This window comes from Marinagarivorans algicola (genome assembly GCF_001292705.1).
GTDB lineage: Bacteria > Pseudomonadota > Gammaproteobacteria > Pseudomonadales > Cellvibrionaceae > Marinagarivorans > Marinagarivorans algicola.
This window is the reverse complement of record NZ_LGAK01000063.1, coordinates 1-26,683: the sequence shown is the minus strand read 5'-3', so window position 1 is coordinate 26,683 and position 26,683 is coordinate 1. Positions and strand designations below refer to the sequence as shown.

Here is a 26,683-nt window from a genome sequence, read left to right as displayed (position 1 = left end):
GTTTGCTATTTGAGTCAAGAGACATCTTAAAGTTAATTGGTGGAATTGATCCTGGTAAGCCGAAATTTGTTCACCCAAAAGCTAATAAGTTTATCAAAGCAAGAATAGCTAATGGGCAAACAAATCTTGATCTGATGAAAGATGGCAAAGCTCCTATTGGACCGGACGGAAAACAAATAAATCTTCATCATTTATTGGGAGTTGAACCTGGACCAATAGCTGAGCTCGAAGCTACAATACATTCTGTCAATCACAAGGTTCTGCATGATATGATTGAAGAAAGCTTTAGGCGAGATAAAACTTTAAAAAATGCTTATACATCGTTTAGAGGCCGTTATTGGAAAGGGCGAGCGAAGGATTTCTAAAATTAGATTTAATATGTTATTAGACGTTAATTTAGGGTAGAGAGTTGTTATGAGTGATTTTTCAGATGTTGATAAGCTAATAAAGTATCACCTAAATCATGGCAACTCTCTTGATATAGCTCAAGGTGTTAATAAAGAATCTATTTCTTTAGTTGAGGCCAAACTTAATATTATTTTTTGTGAAGATTATGTCCATTTTTTACAGAGATATGGTGCTCTGTGCATATCAGATGTTTGCGTGTCAGGTGTTTTTGACGGCGCCGAACTAGAAGAGTCAGAAGGTTGTGTGCACTATGATACGATTACTTTTTACAGTGAATATCCAGAGGTGAGGTCTGGATTTACTGTTTTCAACGCTGAGGAGAATGAGGCTTATGAGTTGCTTGATCATAGTGATAGTAAGATATACTTTTTTGACCCTTTTTCTAAGTCTATAACACCAAGGAATCAATCTGTACCTGATGCAATTTGTGATATTTTGGAAACATTTAAGTAATATCGAGTTTTATAGAGAGGTTTTAAGTAGAGGGTGTTTCGATAGTCCCTCATGTCAGGATAGTTGTTAATCTATTTATAATAGCAAAGCTAGGACAGGCGTGACTAAAAGAAAGAGACACTAAGATTTATCGACTATCGTGTCGTCACGCCAAAATAATCGCTAATAGCGCATTAATTCAATAAAAAGCATAAAGAACCCAAGCTAATAACTTGGGGTTATTGGGTTGGGCGGGAGTGATGGTGGGTGATGCGGTAAAAACTTATGATGGTTGGGTATTAGGCTGCGCGCTTGGGTCTTTGCCTGTGCTTAGCGAACAAAGCTGACGTGAAGGAATTCACTAATGCAGCGGGAGCAGGATGCTCAATAGCTGCCGGTCCAGTCGACTAAATCAATATAATCGGCTAGCCCAAAATAATCCCTGATTGCTCAGTATTTTTAAGGCTGCCTTGACGCGTGCGAAGTTAAGTAATGGCTTAAGTGGCAAGTCAAAGAAACCAAAAGCTGGAGTGCTAAAGCTGTTATTCGCCAAAATATTTTTTCATGTTCCAGTATGAATACCCCAGTATGAAATATAGTAGTCAATAAAAAATGGCCATAAACTCAGTGGTGGTTTATGGCCATTTATAGTGTCACTATTAAAAATACGTTTTAGCGACTGGGTGCTGCAAAACTTAATTAAAAAGTCATATTAAATCGTTAAGATTAATAATGAATATTTTAGTTTTTTTATTTTAAGTTATTTTTTAAGAAACGTTCGTACTCCATCATGTAAACAGCTCGAGTAGGTGCTTCGCTGTCCCATTTGGAGTGTCGAGCATTGGTAATTCTTTTGTATTCATTAGGTATACCTAGCATATCCAGTTTATTAAATAATGACTCGCTATACCGACCTTTAGGGGCGTTAGGTACATCGCCGCCACTTTCAATAAGTAAAATAGGCCCCATTTTTTCATTAGCATGTTGTATGGGTGATGCATTGCGTAAAAGCCGGAGTTGTCGATTATTATTTAAATTAATGGAAGCACTTGTAATACCAAAATAACTTTTGACATATTCGCTATTAGCCGCAGAAGGATCGGTGACTCTTAAGCGGTATTCTTGATCCATTCCGCCAGCTAAAACAATAGTTGCCTGTAGCCTATCGGAAATATTACTGTAAGCATTAGCAGGGCCATCAAAGTCATTTTTTTCAGAGGTGGTTGCTGCCATGGCAATAAGGTTGCCACCGGCTGAGCCCCCGATACCCGCAATTTTATTTGGATCTAAATTATAGGTTTGTGCATTGCCTCTAAACCAGCGAATAGCGGATTTAACATCGATGATGGCCTCGGGGAATGATTTAGTCGTGGGCGTTGAAAGCTGGTAGTGAATGTTGGCAACAACATAACCTTTTGCTGCAAGCTCCTTGGCGGTAGTTTCTAGCTTGCCTTTACCGGCAAAACGCCAAGCACCGCCATGTACTAGCACTATACCTGGGTAAACATTATTGTTGTCGGGGCGATATATATCTAAAACATTTGGTGAGTGATTGGCTGGGTAGTCAGCAACACTCGTTCTCTGAAAGCGCTGCGAGTAGCGAATATCTTTGTAACTGGTGATTTCAAAGGTTGTCTCTGGTGTGCCAAGTTCATAGACAGAGACATTATCGATTTTCACATCATTTTCATCTGCACCTAAATTAAATAATAATTGCGTTTGAACATTATTGTTAGGTGCATTGTTAGGTACTCGTAATATAAATGTTTTGACTGTTGGGGTATCTGAAACGGTAAATTCACCGATATTAGTTCCAAATGGTGCACCGCCTGAATACCTTGCGCGAAAGCGCATAGTTTTTTGAGTACTATTATTGACCGCACTAAACTTGGCTGAAACGCGATATTTTTTTCCTTTAGTTAATGTAAAGGGTGGTGAGTAGAAGGTAGTTTCCCACCAATTATCCGAGATAGCCGAAACAGTAAGAACTGCTGACTTCTCAACCCAGTCTAAATCTGATTGCGACATGTTTTGATTCACTACAACCCATTTAGCACCCGGTTTATTCGGGTCTTCTGAAAAATTGCCATTAGGTACTAAGTTAGGCCCTATTTTCTCATCGGATGAACCGGCGCTAGCGCTACTCATAGCCATTGATGAGCGACTGCTCGATACTGAGGATCGCACTACCGATGATGAACTAATCGACACAGACGAGCTAGACACAGACGAACTAGACACAGGAACGCTCGATGCAGGTGATGGCATACTACTTGAGGCCGGTATAGATGAGCTAGATACCGGTGTTGCTGATGACGCAATAGCTGAGCTCATGGTGTCAGGGGTTGAGCTGGGGGTTGAGGGCGGCTGAGTAGCACCAGTGCATCCTGTTACCAGTATTAGGGCGCTAATACTCGCAAATTGTAAGAGGTTCTTATTCATATTGAATGACTCCTAATATGTATGACTTTACGGTTAAAGTCGGCATTGTGATAATTTATTGAGCGTATAGGCTGCATTGGCCAGCAATGTATTTTTTGATGATTATCAAATTAACTCATTTATAACGCTTGAAGTTCTGAATATATGCCGTGCTGTAGGTTTGACCCAGCGGTAGCTTCGCTAGCACTTACATATATTATTGTCTCTTACACACCCTAATTTAATACTGTTTACGCTTTTTTAAAGTGGTTTATGTTAGGTATTTGAGGTGTCTGCTTATATAGTGCTAAATTAAGTTAGCTAAAAAATATTAGAGTATTTGCAAGCACGAAGTAAATTAAGTTGCTCTGCGTGGTCTTTTTTATGCGCTTATTATTTTTATATATCCACTGTGCTATAGATAATGATAATTAAATATTTATTTAATTATCATTATCTTGAAAATTATATTGCTTGGACTGCTTACACTTTTGCGCCTTTATACGTTTGACGGTATACCGACGCAAAAGCCTAAACTTTGCTTTTTTGGCAAGGTGACTACTTAGATATTCAGAAATAATCTAAGCAATAACACCCGTGATTGGTCCTTGCCCATATTGAGTGACTTTGTCCGAAACACCCAGCAAATGAGCGGCCGTATCAAAAACACTTGTATGGCGTGCGGCATTAATGACGCGACCACTGCGTACACTGCTACCACCGCCGGCGAGCATAATGGGTGCATCAATGGAGCTATGCACGTTGCCGTCACCCATATCACTCGACTGTATAACTAGTGTGCTATCTAATAAACTTTCGCCAAATTCATCTTTAGCCTCTTTAAGGCTTTTGATTAAATAAGCGACTTGCTCACTTAAATAAGCACGCATTTCAATAAAGGCGTTAATGTTGCCGCCATGGATACATTTATGGTAATCAATATTATTATGCTTAAGTGTAGGTATAACTTGCTCGGCTTGGTGATTGCCCAAACTAATAGAAATCACATTAGTCAGGTTGCATTGCAAAGCCAAAACGGTTGTGTCCATTTGTAATTGCGCTTCACGAGTAAAGCGACTTTTATTTGTGGCGCTATAAGTAAAGTTACTACTGTTCCAGCCAGCAGTTGAACAGGCCGAGGGGCTGTCATTATCCATACTTGCTTTTAAGCGATCTTCTAGTTTTTTAACGGAGTTTAAGTGCTCAGCTAACTTTGAGCGCTCTGCGCTACCTAAAGAGCGTTTTAAGGCGTCTAGCTCGGCTTTGTGGATATCCACGATACGCTGTTTACTTAACTGGGTATTGGATGACCCTCCATTGCCACCGGCGCTACCGCTAGAGCCAAAGAGACGATTAAAAGCAGCAATGGGGTTATTTTCGTACAAAATAGTATTGCCATTTTTTTTGGTGGGGCTTGTTAAGCCTCCTTTACCACGGCTTTGTACGCCAAGCTGTAGCGAAGGAAAAGGCGAGGCATCACCAATAGCATTGGCCAGCTCAACATCAAAGGTACTGCGTTGTCCTATTCCGCCAAAGGCTTTGTCAGTATTTGCGTGTCCGCCACAGCCTGTACCATTCTTATCGCTGATTAATGTTTGCTTAAAAAAGATACAGTCTTGTTTGACTCCTTCAAGAGGGAGTGAGGTTGGCGCTAGGTTTAAATTCCCTGTTGGTAACCAGCGGTTAATGCCTTTTACAGGCGCACCGTCAGGTACGTATAGGCAAATAACCCGGCGTACGCCTTGGCTACTTGCCGCGGTGGCACTACGTGCCACCATCATGCCTGCTGCAATGCTAGACCCGTTAACAATAGCAGCGCTCACACCCGCTGCTGTAGTATTTTTAATGAAGGTGCGACGGTCTAAAATATTTTTTTGTCTATTTGATTTCATAGCAATAGCTTCCGCAGATTAATAGAGTTTACGATAGCGAACAATATCGCTGATACCGAGTGCTTCAAAGGCAGCTTTAGCATTCATATTTTTACTTTCCATCGCGCCAGACATTTTGCTGATTACGCAGGCGTAGCCAGCTTTTTCAGCATCAGAAAGTTCTGGGGCATCTTCTGCAATATGATCGTAGTATTTATGCCCAACACCCATGACCGAACGGAAGCCTTTTTGTACAAAGCAGCGAGGAACTTGAGTTGATTGCTCTAGGATTTTAGATAGTCCCATAGTGCCCTCAAAGGCTTTAACATTGCCGTCAGTTAAAGTTTCGGTACCAATTAACTCGCCCATCAGATCAATATTTAGGTTATTGAGATCTTTTGTGCGTGGTCGGCCTGCAGCATCGAAATCTTCCATACCGAAGCCCAGTGGGTTGATAAATTCACGATGGCAATCACTACATGGTGCATCTTTGGTTAAGAAGTGAAAATTTTGCTTATTGGTGATTGCACCACCTTGGGAGTCAATAAAATTCTGTAATGCATTTTCAGCATCATCACGCGCACTGTCGATATCGGTTGGCATAGGGGGAAGTGGTTGGCACAGTAGGTTCTCGCGTACGCTGACTGCGCGCTTAATCGGCGAGGACTCATCTAAACCCGCCAAGCCTGCCATAAAGGCGCCGCTGGCTAGTACGCCACCACGTGTACCAAGGTCGTTAACACGCACAAAGTTATTGTTCGTTGGCCCCGAAACACCGTAGTAATCGGCCAGTGATTTATTTAAAAAGCTAAAATCATTAAAAATGGATGTGATAGGTTGATTGCCATCAAAAATAACAGTTTTAAATATCTCTCTTATTTCACGTGCCATTGCTGTACGAATTTCAGGAGTAAAATCTGGGTACAAGTCGGTGTCTTTGCTGACATCTAAAATGTTATCTGTGTGTAACCATTGAGCACCAAAGTTAGCAAAATGATTTTTTGCTTTTTCGGTATTTAATAGGCGCTTGATCTGCTTTTGAATGTTTTCAGGAGTATCTAAAGCCCAGTTTTTGGCCGCATTGAGTAATGCATTGTCAGGTGTACTACCGGTAAATGTATAAGCTAAAAATGTCGCCAATTCATATTGTGATAATACATAGGCGTCAGAGTCAATATTGCTTGGTGGTTTGGCAACGATGGTTGTATTGGCTGGGCCTGTAGTTGTTGTGCCGCCGAGCTTACCGAATTTAATACTGGTGAATTCTATGTAGCGATTTTTGGCTTGTGAGCCGCTGCCGCGAATATTCTTGACCTTTAAAAATCCTGCATTGACATTTAGGTTTCTAACCCTGAATGTATATTGCGCAAAGGTATCTTTATTAATTTCAACTTTACCAATAGAGGTGCCGTCAATTGTTAATTCAAGTGTTGGCCACTGGCCGCCTAGTTTGGCGCCTTTAGCTCTAACAATAATGATATTGTTGTTAGAGAATGGAAACACTGATTTAACGTTTTTGCCGTATGTTTGATTCTGGTTGATACGTTTTGCTTCGTTACCATTTAAGCCAAGTGAAGCACCTTCTAATGTGGCGAGAATTGTTCGCCCTTGGCTTGGAGTGGGCTGCGCTGGTTGGCGACGCTCTCGGTTAACGGCATCTATTTGTGTTCTTATTGTAGCGACATCTACACCAAGCTCTGAGCGGTACAGGAAGTTAGGCGAACTTAATATCGCATTTAGCGCAAATTTAAGGCCTGCTTTAGTGTCTCCGGCTGCCGTAATAATGCTGCTATAACGATTTCGCTCTTGGTTGGTTAGTGGGCGTCTAAAAACTTTACTGGCATAATTTGCAGTAAACGCATCAGCACATTGCGCAAGATTTTTGCCACTGCAATCAATAATACCGGCAAAGTTTTTGCTCTCAGCGTATTTGGCTGCCGCTTCGGCTGCTGCGATATAAGAGTCGTAGTGCGCTTGCGTGACAAAGCTACGCGTATGGTTAACAAAACCTTCTACCACTGCATCGTCAGGCACTCCTAAATCGACAGGCTGCAATGAGTAGCCGGTTAAGTCTTTTAGGGTTTGAGTGAGCTCGGCACGGCTTAATAAACGTAGTTGGCGGCGACCATAAGAGACGCTATCAACTTCGCAGACTTCGGCGGGATTATCGCTAGAGCTATTTGAGCCTGAGTCTAACCAAGTGGCAATATAGCTAGCGATATCGGCGCCACATTGTGCATCACATTTATCGGGAGCGGGCATAAAGGCGGTGATGTAGTCTGCTAGACTCCAAATGCGGCTGCCTGTAGTTTTATGTAGTAGCTCCGATTTTGAGGGGTCAATATTAGGAAATACCGGCAGCGGAGACTGCCCTGTTTTACCATGGCAATTAATACAGCTGTATGCGGAGCCTTCATAAAGCTCTTTTCCGCGCACACTATCACCTATGAGTGATACCTGTGAGCTGGGTGCGCTTGATGCTACCGATGACATACTCGATGCTGGAGCGCTAGATATTGATGTTGCACTAGATGCATCACCGGGCTCACCAACACAAGCTGTTAGTGATAGTACAGCTCCTACCGCGACCATCATTCGCATACTGTATCTTGCTATTTTCATGACCTACCTCAGTTGCTTTAATAAGTAAAGGCAATTAAATGCTGTGAGCATCCTTATATGTTTGTAATACGTGTATCAAAGGCATTACAGGGAGCGGGCAAGCATTTACCTGCCACTAACTCTAATCATTCAAGTGGTTGATTGAAATTGCCAAATGAAGGCGTGCATCTGGGACTTATTGATGTCCCAGAGGGCGCATGACGCAAGCGCAGAGGCCACGGGGCTTGTGTCAATCGGGAATAGGTACGTGCCAGATAAGAGAGACGTTAAATTGAGAGCCCCATCACGGCTAATGCTCAGGCTCATAAAAAACTTGAGACTCTTAGATGATAAAGTTATAGCGAAAGCTACACCGTGTCAGCTTACGCAAAACTTAAGCGGCTGCATATGAATAGCTTTTATTGCTGCGCAGAGATACTGAAATTGGGCATTAGTCGATCACGGATGATGTTCGTAAGCTGTTTGCAAATCTTAATTTTGCTTATCCTTATGCCGATACACGATCTAGTCTGTTTGTAAGGTTGGGTTACTAAATGCCCACAGAATTATCCCTGGCTACTATACACATTTTATTTAGCATGCAGGGTGTTAGTCGGTAGGACTAACATTATTTATTATAGTGTGAATACTCGTTAGCGGCTTATCACAATATGGTATTTATATTTTTTGGGTATTTATATTTTTTGGGTATTTATATTTTTTTGGGTATTTATTTTTTTGCGTGTTGATGAAGTATAACCATCAAGTACACGCTGCCCCAAATAATACCGGGTAATACGGTTTGAAGTTTGTTGGGTGTATCTGCAATACTGTGTACTGCCCAGGGTATAATGAGCATTACAATAAAGCTAAGGCCAAAACCGGCGCTTATACCTATCATACCGCCGCCGCCGCGTTTATAAACCCACAGTGCTACTAGTGTAATACACAGTGTTGAGCCAAACGCATAAATTCCCTGCAGGCTACCCGCGATCAATCCAGCGGCATAGCCATGTTCAATATTGGCATAAAAGGCCCAGCTGCCGTATAGCAGCAATGCCATACTGGCGTTAATAAGTGGGGTTGTGTGGGGCAAGAGGCACCTGCTACTTTATGGTTGGCATTTTATTACACAAAAGCTTTACTTCACGTTAAAAACCATTGTTTGAGCAGCCCTAAAAATGATTGATTAATACTCAATTGCGGGCCTCTCAAAAATCATTGTGAGTGCGGCTTAAACTTATCGCGCTATTTAAAAATATTCCCCGCCCATTGTGTTAGTCCAGTGACAACACTACCAAAGTGGTCGCCATCGACAAGCTCAATGCTGCCAAAATATTCTTGTACCGCTTGCCGAATCATCGGGCTTTGGCCCGAGCCGCCGGTCACAAAAATTAAGTCAGGCTTTGTGCCTGCTTGGCTGACGGTCTCTTGTATGAGTGTGAGTATTTGGTTTAGAGGCTTTTCGATCGCTAGACTAAGGGCCTCACGTGTGAGGCTGTGTTGTAAGTGCTCTTCGATAAAACTTAAGTCGGCGATATGAGTGCGTTGATTCGATAGCGCAATTTTACTTTGCTCAGCCGTCTTAATGACAGAGAAGTTCTTTTGATGTGCTTGCATATGAATAAGACGCTTCACCGCTGTGGGGTCCTCTACTTCACGGGCAAGGGCAGTAATAGCGCGTTTAGATTCTGGACTATAAAACTGGCTTTGTGCGTTAATATCGTTAATTCGCATGGCGTTCAAATAGTATTTAGAGGCAATAGGCAAGCCATCTTTGGTATGCTCATGCATCCCCATTAATGGCATAAAGGCTTTAGTGGCTAGGTTAATATCTAAATCGTTACCGCCTATACGTATACCACAGTGCGCCAAAAAGTCGCCACCACGCTCGGGCTTATGTTTGTAGTTAGGCCCCATATGCATCATTGAGCAATCAGTGGTACCGCCACCAATATCCAGTACCAATACAAGCGTGTCTTTTTGTAAGCTTTGCTCAAATGCTAAGCCTGCAGCCAGCGGCTCATATAAAAATTCAATATGCTTAAAGCCGCTACGCTGCGCTGCCGTGGTGAGTATCGCTAGCGCTTGGCGATTACCCTCTTCTGCGTTTAAGCTGGCAAAGTTGACAGGGCGACCAATCACGACACTGTGTGCCAGCTGGCCCGTTTGGGCGTAGGCTTTGTTGTTGACTTCTAGCATCATCGCGCTGACTACATCTTCAAAAAAAGTGAGATGATGCGAGCTTAGGCCTGTTGCACCTAAAAAAGATTTAGGAGATTTGGCAAAAAAGCCTTCTTCGGGTGCTTGAATATATTGCGCCATAGCCGCTGCGCCAAAGTGAACTAACTGCTCGTCGTCGCGAATGCCCTGCTCGCGCCTAAACAGAGCAGCATTGCGCAATGGCCCTTGGCGTGCATGGCGATAGTCAGCTACAGCAGGCTGAGCTAAGTTAGCAGCGACAAATTCCACAATACTGTCACGGGTTTCGGCATAAACAAGTGAAGGGAGATAGCGGCTATTGGCTTGTAGCGCAATAGGCGTGATTGTACCCTCGTCAATGGTACCTAATGCACAATTCGAGGTGCCGTAATCAAAGCCGGCAATAGAGCCTATTGATGCTGTCATAATGTTTTTTACCACAATATTAAAAAGCGCGGCATTGTGTGCTGAGTTGTTGTTGGGGTCAAGTGAGGTTTTATGTATGGCCTTAAAATCGCTGAGTGTCAAATATCTAATAGTGCCAATTTTGCGCCGCTGATGGTCAAACTTTAGGTCAGCGAGTCATGTTTTTTTGACGCTCATCGATGTTTTTTGAACAAATAGCAAAGTGTTTTAGGTAAGAAGCATTTAAGTAAAAAAAGGCCTAAGAATTTCACTCTTTATATTGGCTACTGGCTTTGGGTTTGGCTATAAATAATCAGCAAATTACGGGTTTGGCTTGTGCTGTTATATTTTGGCATAGGAAGTATTATTTACGCCTCAATAATAATTTTTGAAGTGTTGGTATGAAATGTGTGTTGATAAAAAAGCCGGCAATACTCAGGTTATTATTGACTAGCAATCTAGTGCGTTTTTTACGCCTAGACTCAGGCATAAATATTAAATAATCCATAAGCGAAATTCAATGCAGGAATAGTAAACAAAAATAACAAAGAGCGGGAGTTGTTATGAGTGATGATTACGATGTTTTAGATAGTGACACTGAAGCTGATACGATAGAGGGCGGCGCGAGCAATGCAGTCCCGTCTTCGACTTTAGAGGCTGATACCGGTGACCAAGCGGAGCGTGAGCGCGCAAGAAAACAGCTAGAGGCCGATGTTAAAGCTTTTTTGGCTCGCGGTGGCAAAATACAAGAGGTCGATGTTAATGTCATGGCAGACCCACCGAAAGCGCCGCAATCGAATTATGGTGGTCAACCTATTTAATAGCTGGCCTATTAAAGTAAAGTCTTCTACTTTGTGGTCATTAATGGCGTGCTGATTTAGATACTTAAAAAACGTAAAGATGGCACCGCTGTTCTTATACAAAAACAAATCGATAACAGCTAAAAAAACCTCAGGGCTTCCATAGTTTGAGGTTTTTTATTTTTTATTGTGCGCTTTTCACTGATGGTTGCGAGGATGTGATAAATGAATGAAAATATTCAATATAATATAATTGCCTACTGAGCTTATACTCTTGAACTTTTTTGCGGCTCTTAACGGATAGGGTACCGATGAATTATTTTGGCGCATGTTTTGTGCACATCATTGTTACTAAGATTTAATTATTGCCATGTATTTTTAATTTATTTTTAACTATTGAGTTCATTTAAAAAATTTTACTTAATGGCTGAATTATTTTCTGAATATTTAATTACTGTGGTTACTTATCTGATGCTCACCTTTAGTGCCTCTCAATAGCGGCATTGATTTTAGCCTTTTATATGGTGTGATGGATGAGTGTGCGGCAGACTTGTTACCCCGAAGGAAACATCTTTTTTTTGATTTCTTGTAGCTTACCCACCGCTTTATTCATATCTTGTTTTTGTGTGGTTACTTCAAAGTGACAGTGCTTTTCAATGCAATAAAATCGGCCAGTGCCATCGCTATGGATAGCGGAGGTAGCGGTGTTTTTTTTGCATTTAGGGCATTGGTTAAAATCGGTTGGGCGAGTCATAGTTAAGGCCTTTGCCGGAATGAGTTGTGCGATTATGAGTATGAGAGTTGATGTTAATGTGGATAGTCGTGTATTCAAAAGACGGAGTCAATAAAAAAGCCCGCCAGTGACTGACTAGCGGGCTTTATACTCAGTGCCATCTTTATTTTGTCACTCTTCAGCCGAGCTGGAAAAGTTCACCGGATAGGGTGCTGATGGATATTTTTTGGGCGTTTAAGCGCCGGACCTTGCAGGGAAAGCAAGGGTTAGACAGTGCAGGAGCAAACTGTCGAGAGCGCTTATATCGCGCCCGCCTCAGGCAATGATGCATTAGTGCCCACTTTCGCCTCTCTGAATAGTTACTTTATTTTTAATACAGATGGCTTTAGAGGACTTTATTGCTGTTGCTCGCGTTCAATGGCGCGGTAGGCAATGTCGTTGCGCTTGTAAACGTCTTTCCAGCTAATTTTATTAGCCACAGCGTAGGCACTTTGTTGCGCCTCGGTCACGCTACCGCCAAGCGCTGTAGCGCATAAAACACGACCGCCGTTGGTAACGATATTGCCGTCTTGGGTTGCGGTACCGGCATGGAAGACTTTCGTGTTGGCAGTTTCTAGCCCTTCTAAACCACTAATCACATCGCCTTTTTTGTAACTGCCTGGATAGCCGCCAGCAGCTAATACGACACCTACAGCGGGGCGTGGATCCCACTCGGTGGTTGTGCTGGCTAAATTGCCGGCCAAGGCAGCTTGGCAAATGTCAACAAGGTCAGATTGCAAACGCATCATGATAGGTTGTGTTTCGGGGTCGCCAAAGCGGCAGTTGTACTCGATGACTTTGGGGTTGCCAGCAGCATCAATCATTAAGCCTGCGTATAAAAAGCCAACATAGGTGTTACCCTCGGCCGCCATGCCGTTGATGGTGGGCATAATGACTTGCTCCATCACGCGGTCATAAACCTCGGGTGTAACAACCGGTGCTGGTGAATACGCCCCCATACCGCCGGTGTTTAATCCCGTATCACCATCGCCTGCGCGTTTGTGGTCTTGACTGGTGGCCATTGGCAAGACGTTTTTGCCATCGGCAATAACAATAAAGCTGGCTTCTTCACCGGTTAAAAACTCTTCGATCACCACGCGACAACCGGCTTCACCAAAAGCATTACCGCTGAGCATATCTTTGACGGCGTCTTCGGCGGTGGCTAAATCCATCGCAACAATTACGCCTTTACCGGCGGCAAGGCCATCGGCTTTAATGACAATAGGCGCACCTTTTTCTTGCAGGTAGGCAAGGGCCGGCTCTACGTCTGTGAACTTTTCGTAGTCGGCACTTGGAATGTTATGACGGGCTAAAAAGTCTTTGGTAAAGGCTTTAGAGCCTTCGAGTTGCGCAGCGCCTTGGCTTGGGCCAAAGCAGGCTAAATTGCGGGCTTGAAAGAAGTCGACAATACCATCGACTAAAGGCACTTCTGGGCCAACAATGCTTAAGGCCACATTATTGTCTTGTGCAAAGGTGGCTAGTTTATCAAAGGCTAAAACGTCGATATCGACGTTTTGTAATTTACCATCGCCTTGCGTACCGGCGTTGCCAGGGGCTAAAAAGACGGTTTTTACAGCAGGGTTTTGCGCCGCTTTCCATGCTAGTGCATGCTCGCGACCACCGCCGCCAATAATAAGGATATTCATTTTAAATTCCTCTTAGGAAATTCATGACGGTTTCGGCATGGAATTTTTTCAATGATGGCATACTGTGTGAGCGTGCCATACAGCTTTTGAAAATACTCATGCCGAAGTCTTGGCACTATCTGGTTATTTGCAGTATGAGTGCTTGCAATTTACTTAATGGCGGAAGTGACGCATACCGGTAAAGACCATCGCTATGCCGGCCTCATCAGCTGCCGCGATGACTTCTTCATCACGCATCGAGCCACCCGGTTGAATCACCGCTTTGATGCCAGCGGCGGCGGCGTTATCTAAACCGTCGCGGAAGGGGAAGAACGCATCACTTGCCATAACAGAACCTGGTACTTCTAGACCGGCATGCTCGGCTTTAATGCCAGCAATACGGGCTGAGTTAATCCGGCTCATTTGACCGGCACCCACGCCAATAGTGCGCAAACCTTTAGCGTAAACAATCGCGTTAGATTTTACCATTTTGGCCGTTTTCCATGCGAAAAGTAGGTCTTGTAGCTCTTCGTCGGTTGGCGCGCGCTGGGTGACTACTTTGAGATCATCTAAGCCAATCATGCCGTTGTCACGATCTTGCACTAATAAACCACCGTTTACGCGCTTGTAATCTAAGCCTGCAGCTGGCGTGTCTTGCCATTGGCCGGTAACTAATAAGCGCACGTTCTTTTTCGCACTGACTGCTTCAATAGCGGCGGTGCTTGCGCTAGGGGCAATAATAACTTCGACAAATTGGCGAGTCACAATCGCTTCGGCGGTTGTCACGTCAAGCTCGCGGTTAAACGCGATAATGCCTCCAAAGGCCGACTCTGGATCGGTTTCAAAGGCTTTTTCGTAGGCGCTTAAAATATCGTCTGCGACGGCAACGCCACAAGGGTTGGCGTGTTTCACAATGACGCAAGCCGCTTGTTCAAATTGCTTAACTGTCTCGAGCGCAGCGTCGGTATCGGCAATGTTGTTGTAGCTAAGCGCTTTACCTTGCAATTGTTTAGCGGTGGCGATACTGCCCTGAGCGGGGTTTTTCTCGGTATAAAATGCTGCTTTTTGATGCGGGTTTTCACCATAGCGCATTTCTTGTGTTTTGATGAGTTGGTTGTTAAAGGTACGGCTAAAGTCTTCACTACCGCCTTCGACCAAGCGACCAAAGTAATTGGCAATTGCGCCGTCGTAGCTAGCAGTATGCTCGTAAGCCTCGATGGCTAAGTTGAAGCGTGTTTTGTAGCTAATACTATTATCAGTGTCGAGCTCGGCCAAAATGCTCGCATAGCGGCTTGCGTTAACGACAATGGTCACATCGTTATGATTTTTGGCCGCTGCGCGAACCATAGTGGGGCCACCGATATCGATATTTTCAACAGCGTCTTCTAAGCTGCAATTGACATTGGCGACGGTGTTTTCGAAGGGGTAAAGGTTGACCACCACTAAGTCAATAGGCTTAATGTTGTGCTCTGCCATCACGGCTTCATCCACACCGCGACGAGCTAAAATACCGCCGTGTACTTTGGGGTGTAAGGTTTTAACACGGCCGGCCATCATTTCGGGGAAGCCGGTGTAATCAGAGACTTCTGTCACTGCAATATTGTGATCTTGTAATAACTTGTAAGTACCGCCTGTAGACAGTAGCTCTACGCCCTTGGCACTGAGGGCTTGGGCAAATTCAACAATACCGGTTTTATCAGACACACTGATAAGTGCGCGGCGCACAGCAACATTTTGTGAATGTGGCATGATGGTTGGATCCTCGGCTTGCTAAGTTAAGAAAAAAGTAATGGTGTCAACAGGGTGACAGTGTAAAAAATAAAATGCACACAAAAACGCCTTGCCGGCGCACTAAGTGCCGGCAAGGCGTTGAGTCGGTAGTGCTTAAAGCAAACCGTATTGTTTGAGTTTTTTGCGCAAGGTTCCACGGTTCAAACCCAGTACGGTGGCCGCTTTGGTTTGGTTGTGGCGGCAGTATTTCATCACTACCTCTAATAGCGGTGCTTCAACTTCTGATAGCACCATGTCGTAAACCTCGGTGACCTCTTGGCCTTCTAAGTGCTGAAAATAATTTGTTACTGCTTGCTCAACGTAATCGCGTAGCGATTGCGCTTGGCCTACTTGGCGCTGCTCAGGTTGTGAAAACTGAGGCACTGCAACGCTGGGCGCGACAGGTGCTGTTGTAGGTTCTTGTGGGCGCTCAGTAATAAAAGGTTCGGCTGAATTCATGCGGCTTCTTCCTCTAATGGTAGGTGCTCGGTAAATAATCTGCGTACGAGCTGTAGTTGTTCTTTTGATGATTGCAAAAGGTTGAACTGTTGACGCGCGGCCTTTGCGGCTTCTTGTGTCGACAGGTGTTTGTCCATGTACCAAGCAAAATGCTTACGCGCAATGCGTATGCCGTGCTCATGACCATAGAATTCATACATGGCATTAAGATGCAAAAGCAGTGCTTTTGCGACCTTAGCCAAGTGGGGCTTCTCAAGGTGCTGGCCTGTGGCCTGCAAATGATTAATACGGTTAAACAGCCAAGGGTCTCCTTGGGCGCCACGGCCAATCATGACGGCGGCGGCTTGAGTTTGCTCTAGTACACGTAGAGCTTGCTCGGGGGTTGTGATGTCGCCATTGGCAATCACGGGGATGTCAATGGCTTTAACAACCTGCGCAATGGTTTGATATTCGGCGTGGCCTTTAAAGCGGCAAGCGCGACTGCGACCATGAATGGTGAGCGCGCTAATGCCTGCCTCTTGGGCAATAAGGGCAATATTCAGCGCATTATTGGTTTCAGTGCTCCAGCCTGTGCGAATTTTTAATGTCACAGGAACGTGGCTAGCATCGACAACAGCATTAAGAATATCTTTGACGAGTGCCTCGTTTTGAAGCAGGGCCGAGCCGGCCGCTTTGTTACAAACCTTTTTGGCTGGGCAACCCATATTGATATCGACAATATGAGCGCCAGCGTCAATGCAGGCTGTCGCAGCCATCGCCATTTGGGCTGGCTCGCTACCGGCAATTTGAACCGAGCGCAGGCCGTTTTCATGGGTAAAATTTAAGCGATTTTGCGATTTACGGCTTTGCCATAAATGTGTTTGTGAGGTGACCATTTCACTGACCGCCAGCGCTGCGCCTTGTGTGCGACACGCATTGCGAAAGGGCTGGTCGGTAATACCTGCCATAGGAGCAAGTACGGCACTGCCCTCGATGGCGTATGGCCCAATATGAAACAAATTGATCCCCTTAGGATGCAGACAAGTTTGAACTTGTTAATGTGGCTAGCGAATGTAGCGGTTATTTACCGCAATACGTATGCGGTAAGGTTACAGCGGTTGACCTTTTTATGGGTTTTAAGCTTGGCATCGAGCGCTTAGCCTAAGGCTAGCGGGCATATTCAGTGCTTGAATTGGTCGCGTTCTTAGAGCCTCAAAAAAGGGGCGCCATCATACCTCTACAGCCTTATTTTCAAAAGTATAATTTGACCAAATTGGCTAAAAAATAGCTAATTTTTGGCGATATTTTTGTAAAAAACTGCTAGTTGCTTCACAAGTCGGCAAAAAACAGACTGCCAATTAACCTGATTTACCGAGTCGCTGCTTTTTTAATCAAAATATACCGATGCCAGCACCTTGCCACGCAAGACCTTATAAAGCCCTTTTTGAGTGATATCTAGATGATTAAATACTGGTGAATTGAAGCTCAGGCAAAGGCGGTGTGCGCCTTATTCGTTAATGGTGATTTTATAGCTCACTGCGCCTTTGCCTGGATCGACTAGCTCTAGCGAAAGGTGGATTGCTTTTTGTGCGGGCATTAAGTCGGCGCCTGCGAGATCACCGCCTAAGTACTCGCTCGGGTTAAAAGCGCGACTAGCAACAATTTTGTTTTTAATATTACTAAAAACCAGTGTGAGCTTAGGAAAGGGTTGTTCAAAAGTAGCGTGGTTTTGAATGACCACATCGACTAATAAAGCTTCTTGTCTGGTTGGGTGGGTGCGCACCAATAAATCGGTTGTGCGTATTTTACTAAGATCTTTGAGTTGCGCTAAGGTGCAGCCTAAATGTTCGCATGCTATACCATAATATTGGCGGTACGGCTCTTTAACACTGAGTTCATCAAACTTGAGCCAAGCAATCTGGCCTATAAGAGCGGTGGTGGCTAGGATGGCCAATAGTAGCCACGTTAATCGGCTGAGCCAAGCCGGGCGTTGGCCGGTATATTGGAGTTCTACGGCATCGACTTCGATAGCGTCAACGAGCAAGCGTGAGTCATTACGGCTGCCCTCTTTGGGTACAACCTCCAGCTTAGCTACTTCTAATTCTTGTTGTAACTCGGCCAGCTCTTGCTCGGCAATATGTGCTTCGGGTTCCGGTTCTTGCGCTTTAGTGGCGGCGTATTCAGAGGCTTTGCGAGCGGCTTGTGTGGGAGCTACTGCATTGACGCTATGCGCTTCTGCTGGCTTTATGTCTTGTTTTTTGGCGGGCGTCTCAGTACCGAAGGCTTGCAGAATATCCATTGGTATTTGAGTGTCTTCCTCAGTGATGCTATCGCTATCGTCGTGAGAGTGCTGCATGTGCTCTTCAGTACCTTTAGGCAGGGGGGCAGGTGATGCATCGGGTGCCGCTATGTGCTGTGCGATTGTATCCGTTGCTATGGGGGCGGCGACTGTTGTTTTGGGCGCTGCTGTTGTGGCGTCTATTTTTGCGTTGGGGTGTTTTGTGTTCGCTGCAGAAGAAGGTGTTTGGGTTATTGGGGCTGCCTGCGTGTTAGCGATTAAGGGTTTTTCTTTTAGGCCTAGTTGTGAAGGGCTATGGCCTTCGTCTTCTAATAACTTGAGTACCCAGCTCTCGTCATCCTCGACCTCGACGGTTTCTTCTTCTTGGGGCTCAATAATGGCTTCTGCGGTACCATACTCTGGTGTGTTGTGGGTGTATTCGTCTTGTGAGAGCTCGTCATCGAGAAACAATTCGTCGTCTAGCATGACGGCGGCAGGTGTTTTTTTGGCACTATCGGTCAGATGTTCGCGACCGTTGAACACATTAAGGCACGAGCCACAACGTACGGCACCATTGGCGGAGTTGAGGTGCGCATCGGTTACGTTAAAGGCAGTCGCGCACTTAGGGCAGCGGGTAATTAGGCTTGTCATGTGTTCTTCAATCACTGGGGGTTGGCGAGCATTATTAAAAAACCGGCGCTATTTTGTGGCACTTTGCTTAAAAAGCAAGCGAGACAGTCGCGTTAAGCTTATAACAAAATTTTGATATTTTCTTAAAAATGCTGCACTTAGGTTACAAAAAGGTCAAAAAGTCTATTGTGTATGCGCTGTAGCCTTGGGTCAAGTTTAGGTTTTTGGAGTACCATTCGAAGCTTTGTTAGCCTGAGATTAGCCTTTTTTAATTGCGCTCAGGCGTACCCACTCCTCTTTTTGTGCAACGGGGTCGAAGGTAAAGGCATCGCTGTAGGCGTCTTGTACTGCTTGCGCTTGGGTGGCGAGTATACCTGATAAACACAGTTTGCCGCCGGTTTTTACGAGGGGTGTTAATACAGGGGCTAACTCAACTAGCGGACCTGCTAAAATATTGGCGAGCATGATATCAACAGGTGTTTGCTGACATTTATCGGGAAAGACGACAGGGAATTGCTCGGCAGGAATATTGTTGCGCTGCGCGTTGTCTTGGGTGGCCAGTAGCGCTTGAGGGTCGATATCAACACCTAATACTTTTTGTGCGCCAAGCAATAATGCCCCAATGCCTAGTATGCCAGAGCCACAGCCGTAATCGATCACATGTTTCGATGTGATGTTTTGCTCGGCCAGCCACTGCAAACATAAAAAAGTGGTGGGGTGTGTACCGGTACCGAAGGCTAAGCCTGGATCTAGCATTAAGTTAACGGCACTGGGGTTTGGCGGGGCTATCCAGCTGGGGCAAATCCAAAACTGCTCGCCGCATTGAATGGGGTGGTAGTGTTGCATCCATTCACGCTCCCAATCTTTGTCTTCTACAATATGCCACTTAAAGCTAATGCTAGCGGGCAGCGCTAACTGGCTATCGATTATTTGAGTATTGATGTCGGCGTCAAATAAACCGGTCACTCGAGTGGCTGACCATAGCGGTGTTTCGCCTAAGGCGGGTTCAAAAATGGGTTGATCTTCATTGTCTGTTAAGGTGACAGACAATGCACCTGCGGCCATTAAGTGATCTTCTATGGCGGGGGCGTCATCGCGGTTGGTATTAATATGTATCTCGAGCCAAGGCATGGACAATCTCTTTGATGGGCATGTGTGGTGTGTGAATATAAAAACACCCAAGCCTATTGCTAGGCTTGGGTGCATTATTAATGCTGTATACGTTGATTATATATCGAGTTTTTTCTCGAGATAGTGAATATTAACGCCCCCTTCGGCAAATGCGGCATCGCGTACTAGGTCTTGTTGTAATGGAATGTTGGTTTTAATACCACCAATAACAAGCTCATCTAGAGCGACGCGCATGCGAATTAAGGCGGCCTCGCGCGTGCGTGCATGCGTAATCACTTTGGCAATCATTGAGTCATAATAAGGCGGTACCTTATAGCCTGAATAAATGTGCGAGTCTACTCGTACACCCAAGCCGCCTGGCGCATGATAAGTATTAATAGTACCAGGGCAAGGCATAAAGGTATCGGGGTCTTCGGCATTAATACGGCACTCAAAGGCATGGCCGCGAACGCTAATGTCGTCTTGGGTGATGCTAAGCGGTAGCCCCGAGCAAACGCGAATTTGCTCTTTGATGAGGTCAACACCGGTAATCATTTCGGTAACGGGGTGTTCGACCTGAATACGCGTGTTCATTTCAATGAAGTAATAGTGGCCATCTTCGTATAAAAACTCAAAAGTCCCAGCACCGCGGTAGCCAATTTCGATACACGCTTGTACACACGAGCGGAATACGGCTTGGCGCGCGCCTTCGTCAAGGTGTGGGGCTGGCGCTTCTTCGAGCACTTTTTGATGGCGACGCTGTAGCGAGCAATCGCGATCGTATAAGTGTACTGCGCCGCCTTGCCCGTCTGACATGACCTGAACCTCGACATGACGTGGGTTTTGGAGGAACTTCTCCATATACACTGTGCCATCACCAAAACAGGCAAGTGCCTCAGAGCGGGTTAGATTAATTGAGTTGATGAGTGCGGCTTCGGTGTGCACGACACGCATCCCGCGGCCGCCACCGCCAGCCGCCGCTTTGATGATAATGGGGTAGCCAATATTATTGGCAATTTCTAAGCAGCGCTCGGGGTTGTCTTCGGGCAGTGCCCCGTCAGAGCCTGGCACTGTGGGTACGCCGGCTTTTTTCATGGCTTGAATCGCTGAAACTTTATCGCCCATTAACCGAATAGTCTCCGCATCGGGGCCGATGAACGTAAAGCCGCTTTTATTAATTTGTTCCGCAAAGTCAGCATTTTCGGCTAAAAAACCGTAGCCTGGATGCACGGCGACTGAGTCGGTGATTTCCATGGCGCTGATAATTGCCGGAATATTCAAATAGCTGAGAGTGGATGAATTGGGTCCAATACACACCGACTCATCGGCTAGTTTTACATGCATTAAGTCTTTGTCGGCTTGCGAGTAAACCGCCACCGTTTTAATGCCCAGTTCTTTACAGGCGCGCAATACACGCAAAGCAATTTCACCGCGGTTAGCAATGAGAACCTTGTCAAATAACATAGGAATTCCTCAGTAGCTTAAGCGATGATCACTAAAGGTTGATCAAATTCCACCGGCTCGCCATCTTTTAACAAGATGGATTCAATAACCCCGTCTTTATCGGCTTCAATTTGATTCATCATTTTCATGGCTTCGATAATACAAATGACATCGCCTACTTTGACGCTTTTACCTACACTCACAAAAGGTTCGGCCCCTGGACTTGGGGCGCCGTAAAAAGTGCCAACCATAGGTGAGTTAACCGTATGACCGCTCACTATTGTTGGCGCACTCTCGGCCACAGCAACGGGGGCGGGTGCAGGCGCAGCAGGTGCTTGCTGAGTTACTTGTGGTGCGTAAGTTTGCATTGGCATTTGCATAGCAACAGGGTTGCGCGAGCCACGGCTAATGCGAACCGATTCTTCGCCTTCGCTGATTTCTAGCTCTTCAATATTTGACTCTTCTAGTAGCTCAATCAATTTTTTGATTTTGCGAATATCCATGGTGACCTCTTTATTACGGCTCAATGTTGTAGGGTAAATATAGCGCTAAGTTTCTAATTGTTGAAAGGCTGCGCTTAACGCTAAAGTGTAACTGGTTGCACCAAAGCCGCAGATGACGCCTTTGGCAATATCAGATAAATAGGAATGCTGCCGAAAGGGCTCACGAGCATGTACATTTGATAAATGACACTCAATAAAGGGTATGGCGACCCCGGCTAGAGCATCGCGTAAAGCAATGCTTGTATGCGTGAATGCGGCTGGATTAATAATAATAAAAGCGATCGCCTGAATCCGTGCTTTATGAATGGCATCTATTAACACGTGCTCGGCATTACTTTGCAAGATCACAACATTATGGCCGGCGCCATGGCACTGTGCTGTGATATTAGCGTTGATATCGTCTAAGGTATGGTGGCCGTAGGTTTCTGGCTCGCGGGTACCCAATAAATTCAAGTTGGGGCCGTGCAGTACCAAAATATTAGCCATGGGCAATCCTCAAAGTAACGCGGTAACGGGTAGTGCACTCGGGAGTGAATACTCGTCAAAATGAGAGCGTGATTGTGCCTAAATTGTGCAGGGCTGTCTAGATGATTTGCAGTGAAACTGCGAATTCTCTGCAAATGCCTGCGTAATTGCCGAAATTTAGAGGAGTTTACTTGCTTGGATGATTGCGAGCTGTTGAAATAATGAGCAGTTGGTGATGCGTTTTAATACTGAACGCGCTAAGTCAATGTTAGCGCTCACCCTAAAATATTGCCAGACTTAATCATCGTAACACCGCTCAATATTCGTATGGCGAGATATCGAGCGGCATTACTGATTGACCAGAAGTACTAGCTGTTAGTGCGTTAAAGTGCGGCGTTGCGCTCGAGTGCTTCGATGACGAGATTTTTAGTCAGTATTTGCGGAAGTACTTCGGCAGGTTTACTTGGGTCTGCGGGGAAGACTAAATACAAAGGAACACCACTGCGTTTATATTCGGTCAGAATATTGGTAATATCTTCATCTTGGTTTGTCCAGTCGCCCTTTACTTTGGCGTAATCATAGCGCGCGACGACTTCACGAAATTCTTCACGGTCTAATGCGATTTGTTCGTTGACTTTACAGGTAATACACCAGTCGGCGGTAAAATCGACAAATACAGGCTGGCCACCTTCGCGTAGCTCGGCAATAACCGTCGGAGTGTAATTGATCCAGCTGTCATCTTTTTTAAAGGTTTCGCCGTTGTAGGCAATATATCCTGCTAATACAAGGGCGCCATAACCACTCCATTGCACAAGCCATTTACCTACACCTTTTTCGGGGATATGCTGAAATACCCAAATAGCATACACAATGGCAATCGCGCCGAGCATTAAGAAAAACGCGCCGGTCATGCCGACTTGGTTACCAAAAACATACAATAACCATGCGGCCGTAATATACATGGGAAAGGCTAAGAACTGTTTGAGTACTTCCATCCAAGTGCCTGGTGCGGGCAGTTTACGCGCTAGTGCCGGGCTGTAGCTTAAGGCTAAAAAAGGCAGTGCCAAGCCAAAACCTAAAGCGATAAAGATTGATATGGCTATATATGCCGGCTGCGTGAGCGCAAAGCCTAGCGCGGGCGCCATCATTGGTCCGGTACAAGGGCTGGCCACAACAGCGGCTAATACGCCGGTAAAAAACGATCCTTTTAAGCCGCCGCCTTGCGTCAGGTTTTGGCCAACACCCATTAAACCGGTGCCAAAATAAATCATGCCCGATAAACTTAAGCCCATCACTAAAAACAAGTACATAACGGCGGCAACAAAGAGTGGAGACTGCAACTGAAAGCCCCAGCCTGCCGCTGTACCTGCCGAGCGCAAGGCTAAAATGGCCAAGGCAACAACGATAAAAGAGCCAATAATTCCTGCAGTGTAAGCCCAGCCGTGTGCTTGATGACTGTGTTTGTCTTCAGAGTGAGAGGCAAAGCTCAAAGCTTTAAGTGATAAAACCGGAAACACACAAGGCATCAGGTTAAGCAAGATACCGCCACCCATTGCCAGTAAAATATACACAAGGAGTGATTTAGGGGCTTCTTCGGGGATGAGTGCTGCTTGCGAGCTAGCCTCTGATGTTTGCCCCTCTTGGGTGAGGGTTGTTTGTTGCTTTTTGGTTTGGGTGATTTGCCCTGTTGTTTTATCAATTTGAAAGTATTGGCTGCGCGGTGCATAGCATAATCCAGCATCGGCACACCCTTGTGATTTCATTTTAAGTTCAAATTGATTATCGTATCCACTGATATCAAGTACAATACGTGTGGTGTTGTAGTAGGTTTCTAGATCTTTATTAAAATAAGGATCAAACTTCATTTTACCTTTTTCAAGTGTGGGGTTAAGCCGAGTTTTATCTGTTGGGGTTAGGTAATCCAGTTTGAATTCTTTTTTGTACAGGTAGTAACCAGGTGCGATTGCCCAATCAATATGCAGCTTGTCACCCTTGAGTGTAAGGTCGGCTTGGTAAGCTTGCTCGACAGGTAAAAATTCATCTCCAGAGGCTGCTGCGAAAGGATCGGCAGCCCATGCATTAAACGCTGAGGCGGCTAGTACAAGCCATAGTGTAACGAAGGTAATTAATTTCATGGGGTTAACTGCTTTTATAGGGTTAGGCGTACGCAATGGCAGCGCAAAGGTATGTTGTCAGCTTGTGACAGCGTAGAGCCTGCTCTAGTTCCGGATTTTAGATGGCCTTCTATAAAAAGTGTACTGCATGCGCGCGCCAATAAAAGGTTGTGGGTAGACTTGTTTGCCAAGCTGGTTACACTGAGCGTGGCTTGCCGTTCTACGTGCTGCCCTCAATACTTTACAAGCCCAGATGCACGACTGGCAGATTTAGGCGATAGGCTGAGGTTTAGCATTAATTATTCCAGCAGTTGCTGTGCATAATGGTGCGTTGTGAGTATGGTGCGGTTGTAGTAGGTTAATGTGCGTCCAATCATAGCGTAGGCTTAAGTATTATTTATTATGATAAAGAGCAGTAGAATGTATTTACCTTGTCGTCACTGGCTACTTTGCCGCTTTATAATCTCGATAGTTTTCGTGTGTACTGGCACTTTTGGTGTTGTTGCAGCTAATGCTGAAGGAGCCAATACCGAGGTGTTGGTTGCGAGGGTTTTACTCAAGGCTGATGCAGCTTTTAGTGCAAAGCGTTACACCCAGCCGCAGTATAATAATGCGTTTGATCGCTATAATGCGGTACTGATGATTGCGCCAGATAATCAGCATGCCAAGCGAGGCTTGCAATTAATTTTGCAGCGCTACATTGCACTAGCCAATGACGAGCTTGAATTCGGTAGCGTGCATCACGCGTTAACATTTCTAGCGATTATTGATGAAAATTACTCGCGTGAATTAGCCGCTGCTGCGAGTGGTCGTACGGGTGTTTTTGCATTAACAGCCGAGCACAATCGTGCGGTTGCCGCATTAAGGGCGCGCGTGGCAAAACATCAAAAAGTACAACCTCCACAAGATTTTAACGATTTACTGATTAAGGTTTATGCACTTGATGCCAGTGCGTTAAGTGCAAAAAATACCAAAGCGCGCCAAGCCTTAGAGCAAATAGCCGCAAGAGTAGCCAATACCGATGAGGCTGTACTGATTCATGCGCGCAACGACAAAGAGGGGCGCTGGATATATCAGACACTCAATAGTGCAACACCGACATACCGTGTACGCGGCGATATTCGCTTGGCCAAAAAACCCGCTATTCATTTGCTGGCACCGCTGTAAGTGTTCTGTCGCATGATACGCCCGAGCTTTAGGGTTGATTTTTAGGTCTGACCTTAGCCCAACAGTGACAAAAATAGTAACTTTAAGTGCTTAATACACACCCATTGCAGGAATAAAACAATGATGTTGCAAAAATTAACTCAGCAAATACAAGCTGCACGAACCCGTGCAGTAGCGCACTGTAAAAGTGCGGTCGAAGATATGAGTGATGGGAGGCCCTGGCTAAAACTAGTGGCTATGGGCTTGGTGTTATGGCTGTTGATATTGTTGATATGGGGGTGGATGAAAAGCCAAGAGCCTGAGATGTTCGATATTAAAGAACAGGCGTTAGGCTATGTGTCTGCTGAACATATCAAAATTCATGGTGTGGCTACCACTGTAAGTCTGCTAGAGGTCATGGAGGCTGTGCTTGATGGTTATGTCTCTAACGATATTTTTTTACCCGGTGTATGGCTTGATAACCGAGCCAATTGGGAGTACGGCGCATTGGTGCAGGTGCGCGATTTGAGTAAAGCGCTGCGCGAGGCCTTTAGTCGGTCGCAATCACAATCGGTAGAAAATAAATCACTCATGATGGCCGACCCACTATTTAACTTTGATAGTGCCAGCTGGATTATGCCTGATACCGAAAAAGAATACCGCACAGGCATGGGACACGTTAAGGATTACTTAAATCAACTCATTAAGGATGAGCGCAATACGGCGCAGTTTTACGCCCGTGCCGATAATTTAAATTATTGGCTGGCTACGGTCGAGTCGCGTTTGGGGAGTTTATCGCAGCGCTTGAGTGCGAGTGTTGGTCAGCGCCGCCTAAATACCGATTTAGCCGGCGATTCTGCTGCGGCACAGTCCACCTCATCACCGGCCGAAATGGAAATCAAAACGCCGTGGTTAGAAATTGATGATATTTTTTATGAAACGCGTGGCGGTGCCTGGGCGTTAATTCATATACTCAAAGCCGTAGAAATAGACTTTTCAGAGGTACTAGCTAAAAAGAATGCGAGTGTAAGCGTGCAGCAAATTATTCGGGAGCTAGAGGCCACTCAAGAAACTGTTTATAGCCCTGTGATTTTAAATGGTAGTGGGTTTGGCACACTTGCCAATCACTCGCTGGTTATGGGGAGCTACATAGCCAGAGCCAACGCCGCTATTATTAATCTGCGAGAACTTTTAGCTCAAGGTTAATGCTGGGCTGTATTGCTTGATTTAAAAAGGCGCTACCGAGTAG

The 26,683-nt window shown here is 45.2% G+C and carries 23 protein-coding genes; 7 read left to right on the top strand and 16 right to left on the bottom strand.

Annotated elements, in window-relative coordinates; all coding sequences use genetic code 11:
• A partial coding sequence (locus tag AC438_RS15255) for an HNH/ENDO VII family nuclease (RefSeq protein WP_202904779.1) occupies positions 1 to 365 on the top strand: 365 nt, incomplete at its 5' end.
• A 49-nt stretch (positions 366 to 414) separates the two neighbouring features.
• Positions 415 to 861, top strand: a complete 447-nt coding sequence (locus tag AC438_RS15250; RefSeq protein ID WP_053982123.1) for an SMI1/KNR4 family protein — start codon at positions 415 to 417, stop codon at positions 859 to 861.
• 729 nt (positions 862 to 1,590) lie between these two features.
• Here AC438_RS15250 and AC438_RS15245 read toward each other — a convergent pair.
• Entirely contained in the window at positions 1,591 to 2,868 is a 1,278-nt protein-coding gene (locus AC438_RS15245; protein WP_338011130.1) for an alpha/beta hydrolase fold domain-containing protein, read from the bottom strand.
• Between the two features lie 55 nt (positions 2,869 to 2,923).
• Here AC438_RS15245 and AC438_RS17255 point away from each other — a divergent pair, with 55 nt between their 5' ends.
• Positions 2,924 to 3,211 (top strand): hypothetical protein, encoded by a 288-nt coding sequence (locus AC438_RS17255; RefSeq protein WP_053982121.1) that lies wholly within the window; start codon positions 2,924 to 2,926, stop codon positions 3,209 to 3,211.
• A gap of 631 nt (positions 3,212 to 3,842) precedes the next feature.
• Here AC438_RS17255 and AC438_RS15235 read toward each other — a convergent pair.
• Both AC438_RS15235 and AC438_RS15230 read right to left on the bottom strand, forming a co-directional pair.
• A complete protein-coding gene (locus tag AC438_RS15235) occupies positions 3,843 to 5,153 on the bottom strand; it encodes a DUF1552 domain-containing protein (protein ID WP_053982120.1) in 1,311 nt (436 codons plus the stop codon).
• Between the two features lie 18 nt (positions 5,154 to 5,171).
• Entirely contained in the window at positions 5,172 to 7,568 is a 2,397-nt protein-coding gene (locus AC438_RS15230) for a DUF1592 domain-containing protein (RefSeq protein WP_053982119.1), read from the bottom strand.
• 10 nt (positions 7,569 to 7,578) lie between these two features.
• Here AC438_RS15230 and AC438_RS17005 point away from each other — a divergent pair, with 10 nt between their 5' ends.
• A complete protein-coding gene (locus AC438_RS17005) occupies positions 7,579 to 7,782 on the top strand; it encodes a hypothetical protein (protein WP_053982118.1) in 204 nt (67 codons plus the stop codon).
• A 681-nt stretch (positions 7,783 to 8,463) separates the two neighbouring features.
• Here the strand turns inward: AC438_RS17005 and AC438_RS15215 are convergent.
• Together AC438_RS15215 and yegD are read right to left on the bottom strand one after the other, a co-directional pair.
• Positions 8,464 to 8,829 (bottom strand): hypothetical protein, encoded by a 366-nt coding sequence (locus AC438_RS15215; RefSeq protein WP_156317108.1) that lies wholly within the window; start codon positions 8,827 to 8,829, stop codon positions 8,464 to 8,466.
• Positions 8,830 to 8,981: 152 nt separating this feature from the next.
• The gene (yegD, locus tag AC438_RS15210) at positions 8,982 to 10,361 is read right to left on the bottom strand and encodes a molecular chaperone (RefSeq protein WP_053982127.1); all 1,380 of its coding nucleotides are present in this window, start codon (positions 10,359 to 10,361) and stop codon (positions 8,982 to 8,984) included.
• 542 nt (positions 10,362 to 10,903) lie between these two features.
• On the opposite strand from yegD, the gene AC438_RS15205 reads away from it, so the two are divergent.
• Entirely contained in the window at positions 10,904 to 11,161 is a 258-nt protein-coding gene (locus tag AC438_RS15205) for a hypothetical protein (protein ID WP_053982115.1), read from the top strand.
• Positions 11,162 to 11,693: 532 nt separating this feature from the next.
• Here AC438_RS15205 and AC438_RS15200 read toward each other — a convergent pair.
• The 11 genes from AC438_RS15200 to AC438_RS15150 all read right to left on the bottom strand — a co-directional run bounded on the left by AC438_RS15200 (position 11,694) and on the right by AC438_RS15150 (position 24,309).
• Entirely contained in the window at positions 11,694 to 11,894 is a 201-nt protein-coding gene (locus AC438_RS15200) for a hypothetical protein (protein WP_053982114.1), read from the bottom strand.
• 374 nt (positions 11,895 to 12,268) lie between these two features.
• Complete coding sequence (gene purD / locus AC438_RS15195; RefSeq protein WP_053982113.1) at positions 12,269 to 13,558, bottom strand: phosphoribosylamine--glycine ligase; 1,290 nt, start codon at positions 13,556 to 13,558, stop codon at positions 12,269 to 12,271.
• 153 nt (positions 13,559 to 13,711) lie between these two features.
• The gene (gene purH / locus AC438_RS15190) at positions 13,712 to 15,286 is read right to left on the bottom strand and encodes a bifunctional phosphoribosylaminoimidazolecarboxamide formyltransferase/IMP cyclohydrolase (RefSeq protein ID WP_053982112.1); all 1,575 of its coding nucleotides are present in this window, start codon (positions 15,284 to 15,286) and stop codon (positions 13,712 to 13,714) included.
• Positions 15,287 to 15,421: 135 nt separating this feature from the next.
• Entirely contained in the window at positions 15,422 to 15,766 is a 345-nt protein-coding gene (gene fis, locus AC438_RS15185; RefSeq protein ID WP_082354211.1) for a DNA-binding transcriptional regulator Fis, read from the bottom strand.
• On the bottom strand, positions 15,763 to 16,764 hold the full coding sequence (gene dusB, locus AC438_RS15180) for a tRNA dihydrouridine synthase DusB (protein WP_053982111.1): 1,002 nt from the start codon (positions 16,762 to 16,764) through the stop codon (positions 15,763 to 15,765). The genes fis and dusB overlap by 4 nt, the downstream gene beginning before the upstream one ends.
• A gap of 488 nt (positions 16,765 to 17,252) precedes the next feature.
• Positions 17,253 to 18,674, bottom strand: a complete 1,422-nt coding sequence (locus AC438_RS15175) for a DUF3426 domain-containing protein (RefSeq protein WP_053982110.1) — start codon at positions 18,672 to 18,674, stop codon at positions 17,253 to 17,255.
• Positions 18,675 to 18,911: 237 nt separating this feature from the next.
• Entirely contained in the window at positions 18,912 to 19,784 is an 873-nt protein-coding gene (gene prmA / locus AC438_RS15170; protein WP_053982109.1) for a 50S ribosomal protein L11 methyltransferase, read from the bottom strand.
• Between the two features lie 96 nt (positions 19,785 to 19,880).
• On the bottom strand, positions 19,881 to 21,227 hold the full coding sequence (accC, locus tag AC438_RS15165; protein WP_053982108.1) for an acetyl-CoA carboxylase biotin carboxylase subunit: 1,347 nt from the start codon (positions 21,225 to 21,227) through the stop codon (positions 19,881 to 19,883).
• A gap of 17 nt (positions 21,228 to 21,244) precedes the next feature.
• Positions 21,245 to 21,709: an acetyl-CoA carboxylase biotin carboxyl carrier protein gene (accB, locus tag AC438_RS15160; protein WP_053982107.1), complete on the bottom strand. Its 465-nt coding sequence runs from the start codon at positions 21,707 to 21,709 to the stop codon at positions 21,245 to 21,247.
• 45 nt (positions 21,710 to 21,754) lie between these two features.
• Positions 21,755 to 22,195 (bottom strand): type II 3-dehydroquinate dehydratase, encoded by a 441-nt coding sequence (gene aroQ / locus AC438_RS15155; RefSeq protein ID WP_053982106.1) that lies wholly within the window; start codon positions 22,193 to 22,195, stop codon positions 21,755 to 21,757.
• Positions 22,196 to 22,557: 362 nt separating this feature from the next.
• The gene (locus AC438_RS15150) at positions 22,558 to 24,309 is read right to left on the bottom strand and encodes a protein-disulfide reductase DsbD family protein (RefSeq protein WP_053982105.1); all 1,752 of its coding nucleotides are present in this window, start codon (positions 24,307 to 24,309) and stop codon (positions 22,558 to 22,560) included.
• Between the two features lie 456 nt (positions 24,310 to 24,765).
• On the opposite strand from AC438_RS15150, the gene AC438_RS15145 reads away from it, so the two are divergent.
• Positions 24,766 to 25,455 (top strand): hypothetical protein, encoded by a 690-nt coding sequence (locus AC438_RS15145; RefSeq protein WP_156312571.1) that lies wholly within the window; start codon positions 24,766 to 24,768, stop codon positions 25,453 to 25,455.
• Positions 25,456 to 25,578: 123 nt separating this feature from the next.
• Complete coding sequence (locus AC438_RS15140) at positions 25,579 to 26,640, top strand: DUF2333 family protein (protein WP_053982125.1); 1,062 nt, start codon at positions 25,579 to 25,581, stop codon at positions 26,638 to 26,640.
• Positions 26,641 to 26,683 lie beyond the last annotated feature (43 nt).

What these genes read in the sequence shown, in the direction of transcription:
- AC438_RS15250 (WP_053982123.1), top strand. Translation starts at nt 415, where the DNA reads ATGAGTGATTTTTCAGATGTTGATAAGCTAATAAAGTATCACCTAAAT.
- AC438_RS15245 (WP_338011130.1), bottom strand. Translation starts at nt 2,868, where the DNA reads ATGTCGCAATCAGATTTAGACTGGGTTGAGAAGTCAGCAGTTCTTACT.
- AC438_RS15235 (WP_053982120.1), bottom strand. Translation starts at nt 5,153, where the DNA reads ATGAAATCAAATAGACAAAAAAATATTTTAGACCGTCGCACCTTCATT.
- AC438_RS17005 (WP_053982118.1), top strand. Translation starts at nt 7,579, where the DNA reads ATGAGTGATACCTGTGAGCTGGGTGCGCTTGATGCTACCGATGACATA.
- yegD (WP_053982127.1), bottom strand. Translation starts at nt 10,361, where the DNA reads ATGACAGCATCAATAGGCTCTATTGCCGGCTTTGATTACGGCACCTCG.
- AC438_RS15205 (WP_053982115.1), top strand. Translation starts at nt 10,904, where the DNA reads ATGAGTGATGATTACGATGTTTTAGATAGTGACACTGAAGCTGATACG.
- AC438_RS15200 (WP_053982114.1), bottom strand. Translation starts at nt 11,894, where the DNA reads ATGACTCGCCCAACCGATTTTAACCAATGCCCTAAATGCAAAAAAAAC.
- purD (WP_053982113.1), bottom strand. Translation starts at nt 13,558, where the DNA reads ATGAATATCCTTATTATTGGCGGCGGTGGTCGCGAGCATGCACTAGCA.
- purH (WP_053982112.1), bottom strand. Translation starts at nt 15,286, where the DNA reads ATGCCACATTCACAAAATGTTGCTGTGCGCCGCGCACTTATCAGTGTG.
- fis (WP_082354211.1), bottom strand. Translation starts at nt 15,766, where the DNA reads ATGAATTCAGCCGAACCTTTTATTACTGAGCGCCCACAAGAACCTACA.
- AC438_RS15175 (WP_053982110.1), bottom strand. Translation starts at nt 18,674, where the DNA reads ATGACAAGCCTAATTACCCGCTGCCCTAAGTGCGCGACTGCCTTTAAC.
- prmA (WP_053982109.1), bottom strand. Translation starts at nt 19,784, where the DNA reads ATGCCTTGGCTCGAGATACATATTAATACCAACCGCGATGACGCCCCC.
- accC (WP_053982108.1), bottom strand. Translation starts at nt 21,227, where the DNA reads ATGTTATTTGACAAGGTTCTCATTGCTAACCGCGGTGAAATTGCTTTG.
- accB (WP_053982107.1), bottom strand. Translation starts at nt 21,709, where the DNA reads ATGGATATTCGCAAAATCAAAAAATTGATTGAGCTACTAGAAGAGTCA.
- aroQ (WP_053982106.1), bottom strand. Translation starts at nt 22,195, where the DNA reads ATGGCTAATATTTTGGTACTGCACGGCCCCAACTTGAATTTATTGGGT.
- AC438_RS15150 (WP_053982105.1), bottom strand. Translation starts at nt 24,309, where the DNA reads ATGAAATTAATTACCTTCGTTACACTATGGCTTGTACTAGCCGCCTCA.
- AC438_RS15140 (WP_053982125.1), top strand. Translation starts at nt 25,579, where the DNA reads ATGTTGCAAAAATTAACTCAGCAAATACAAGCTGCACGAACCCGTGCA.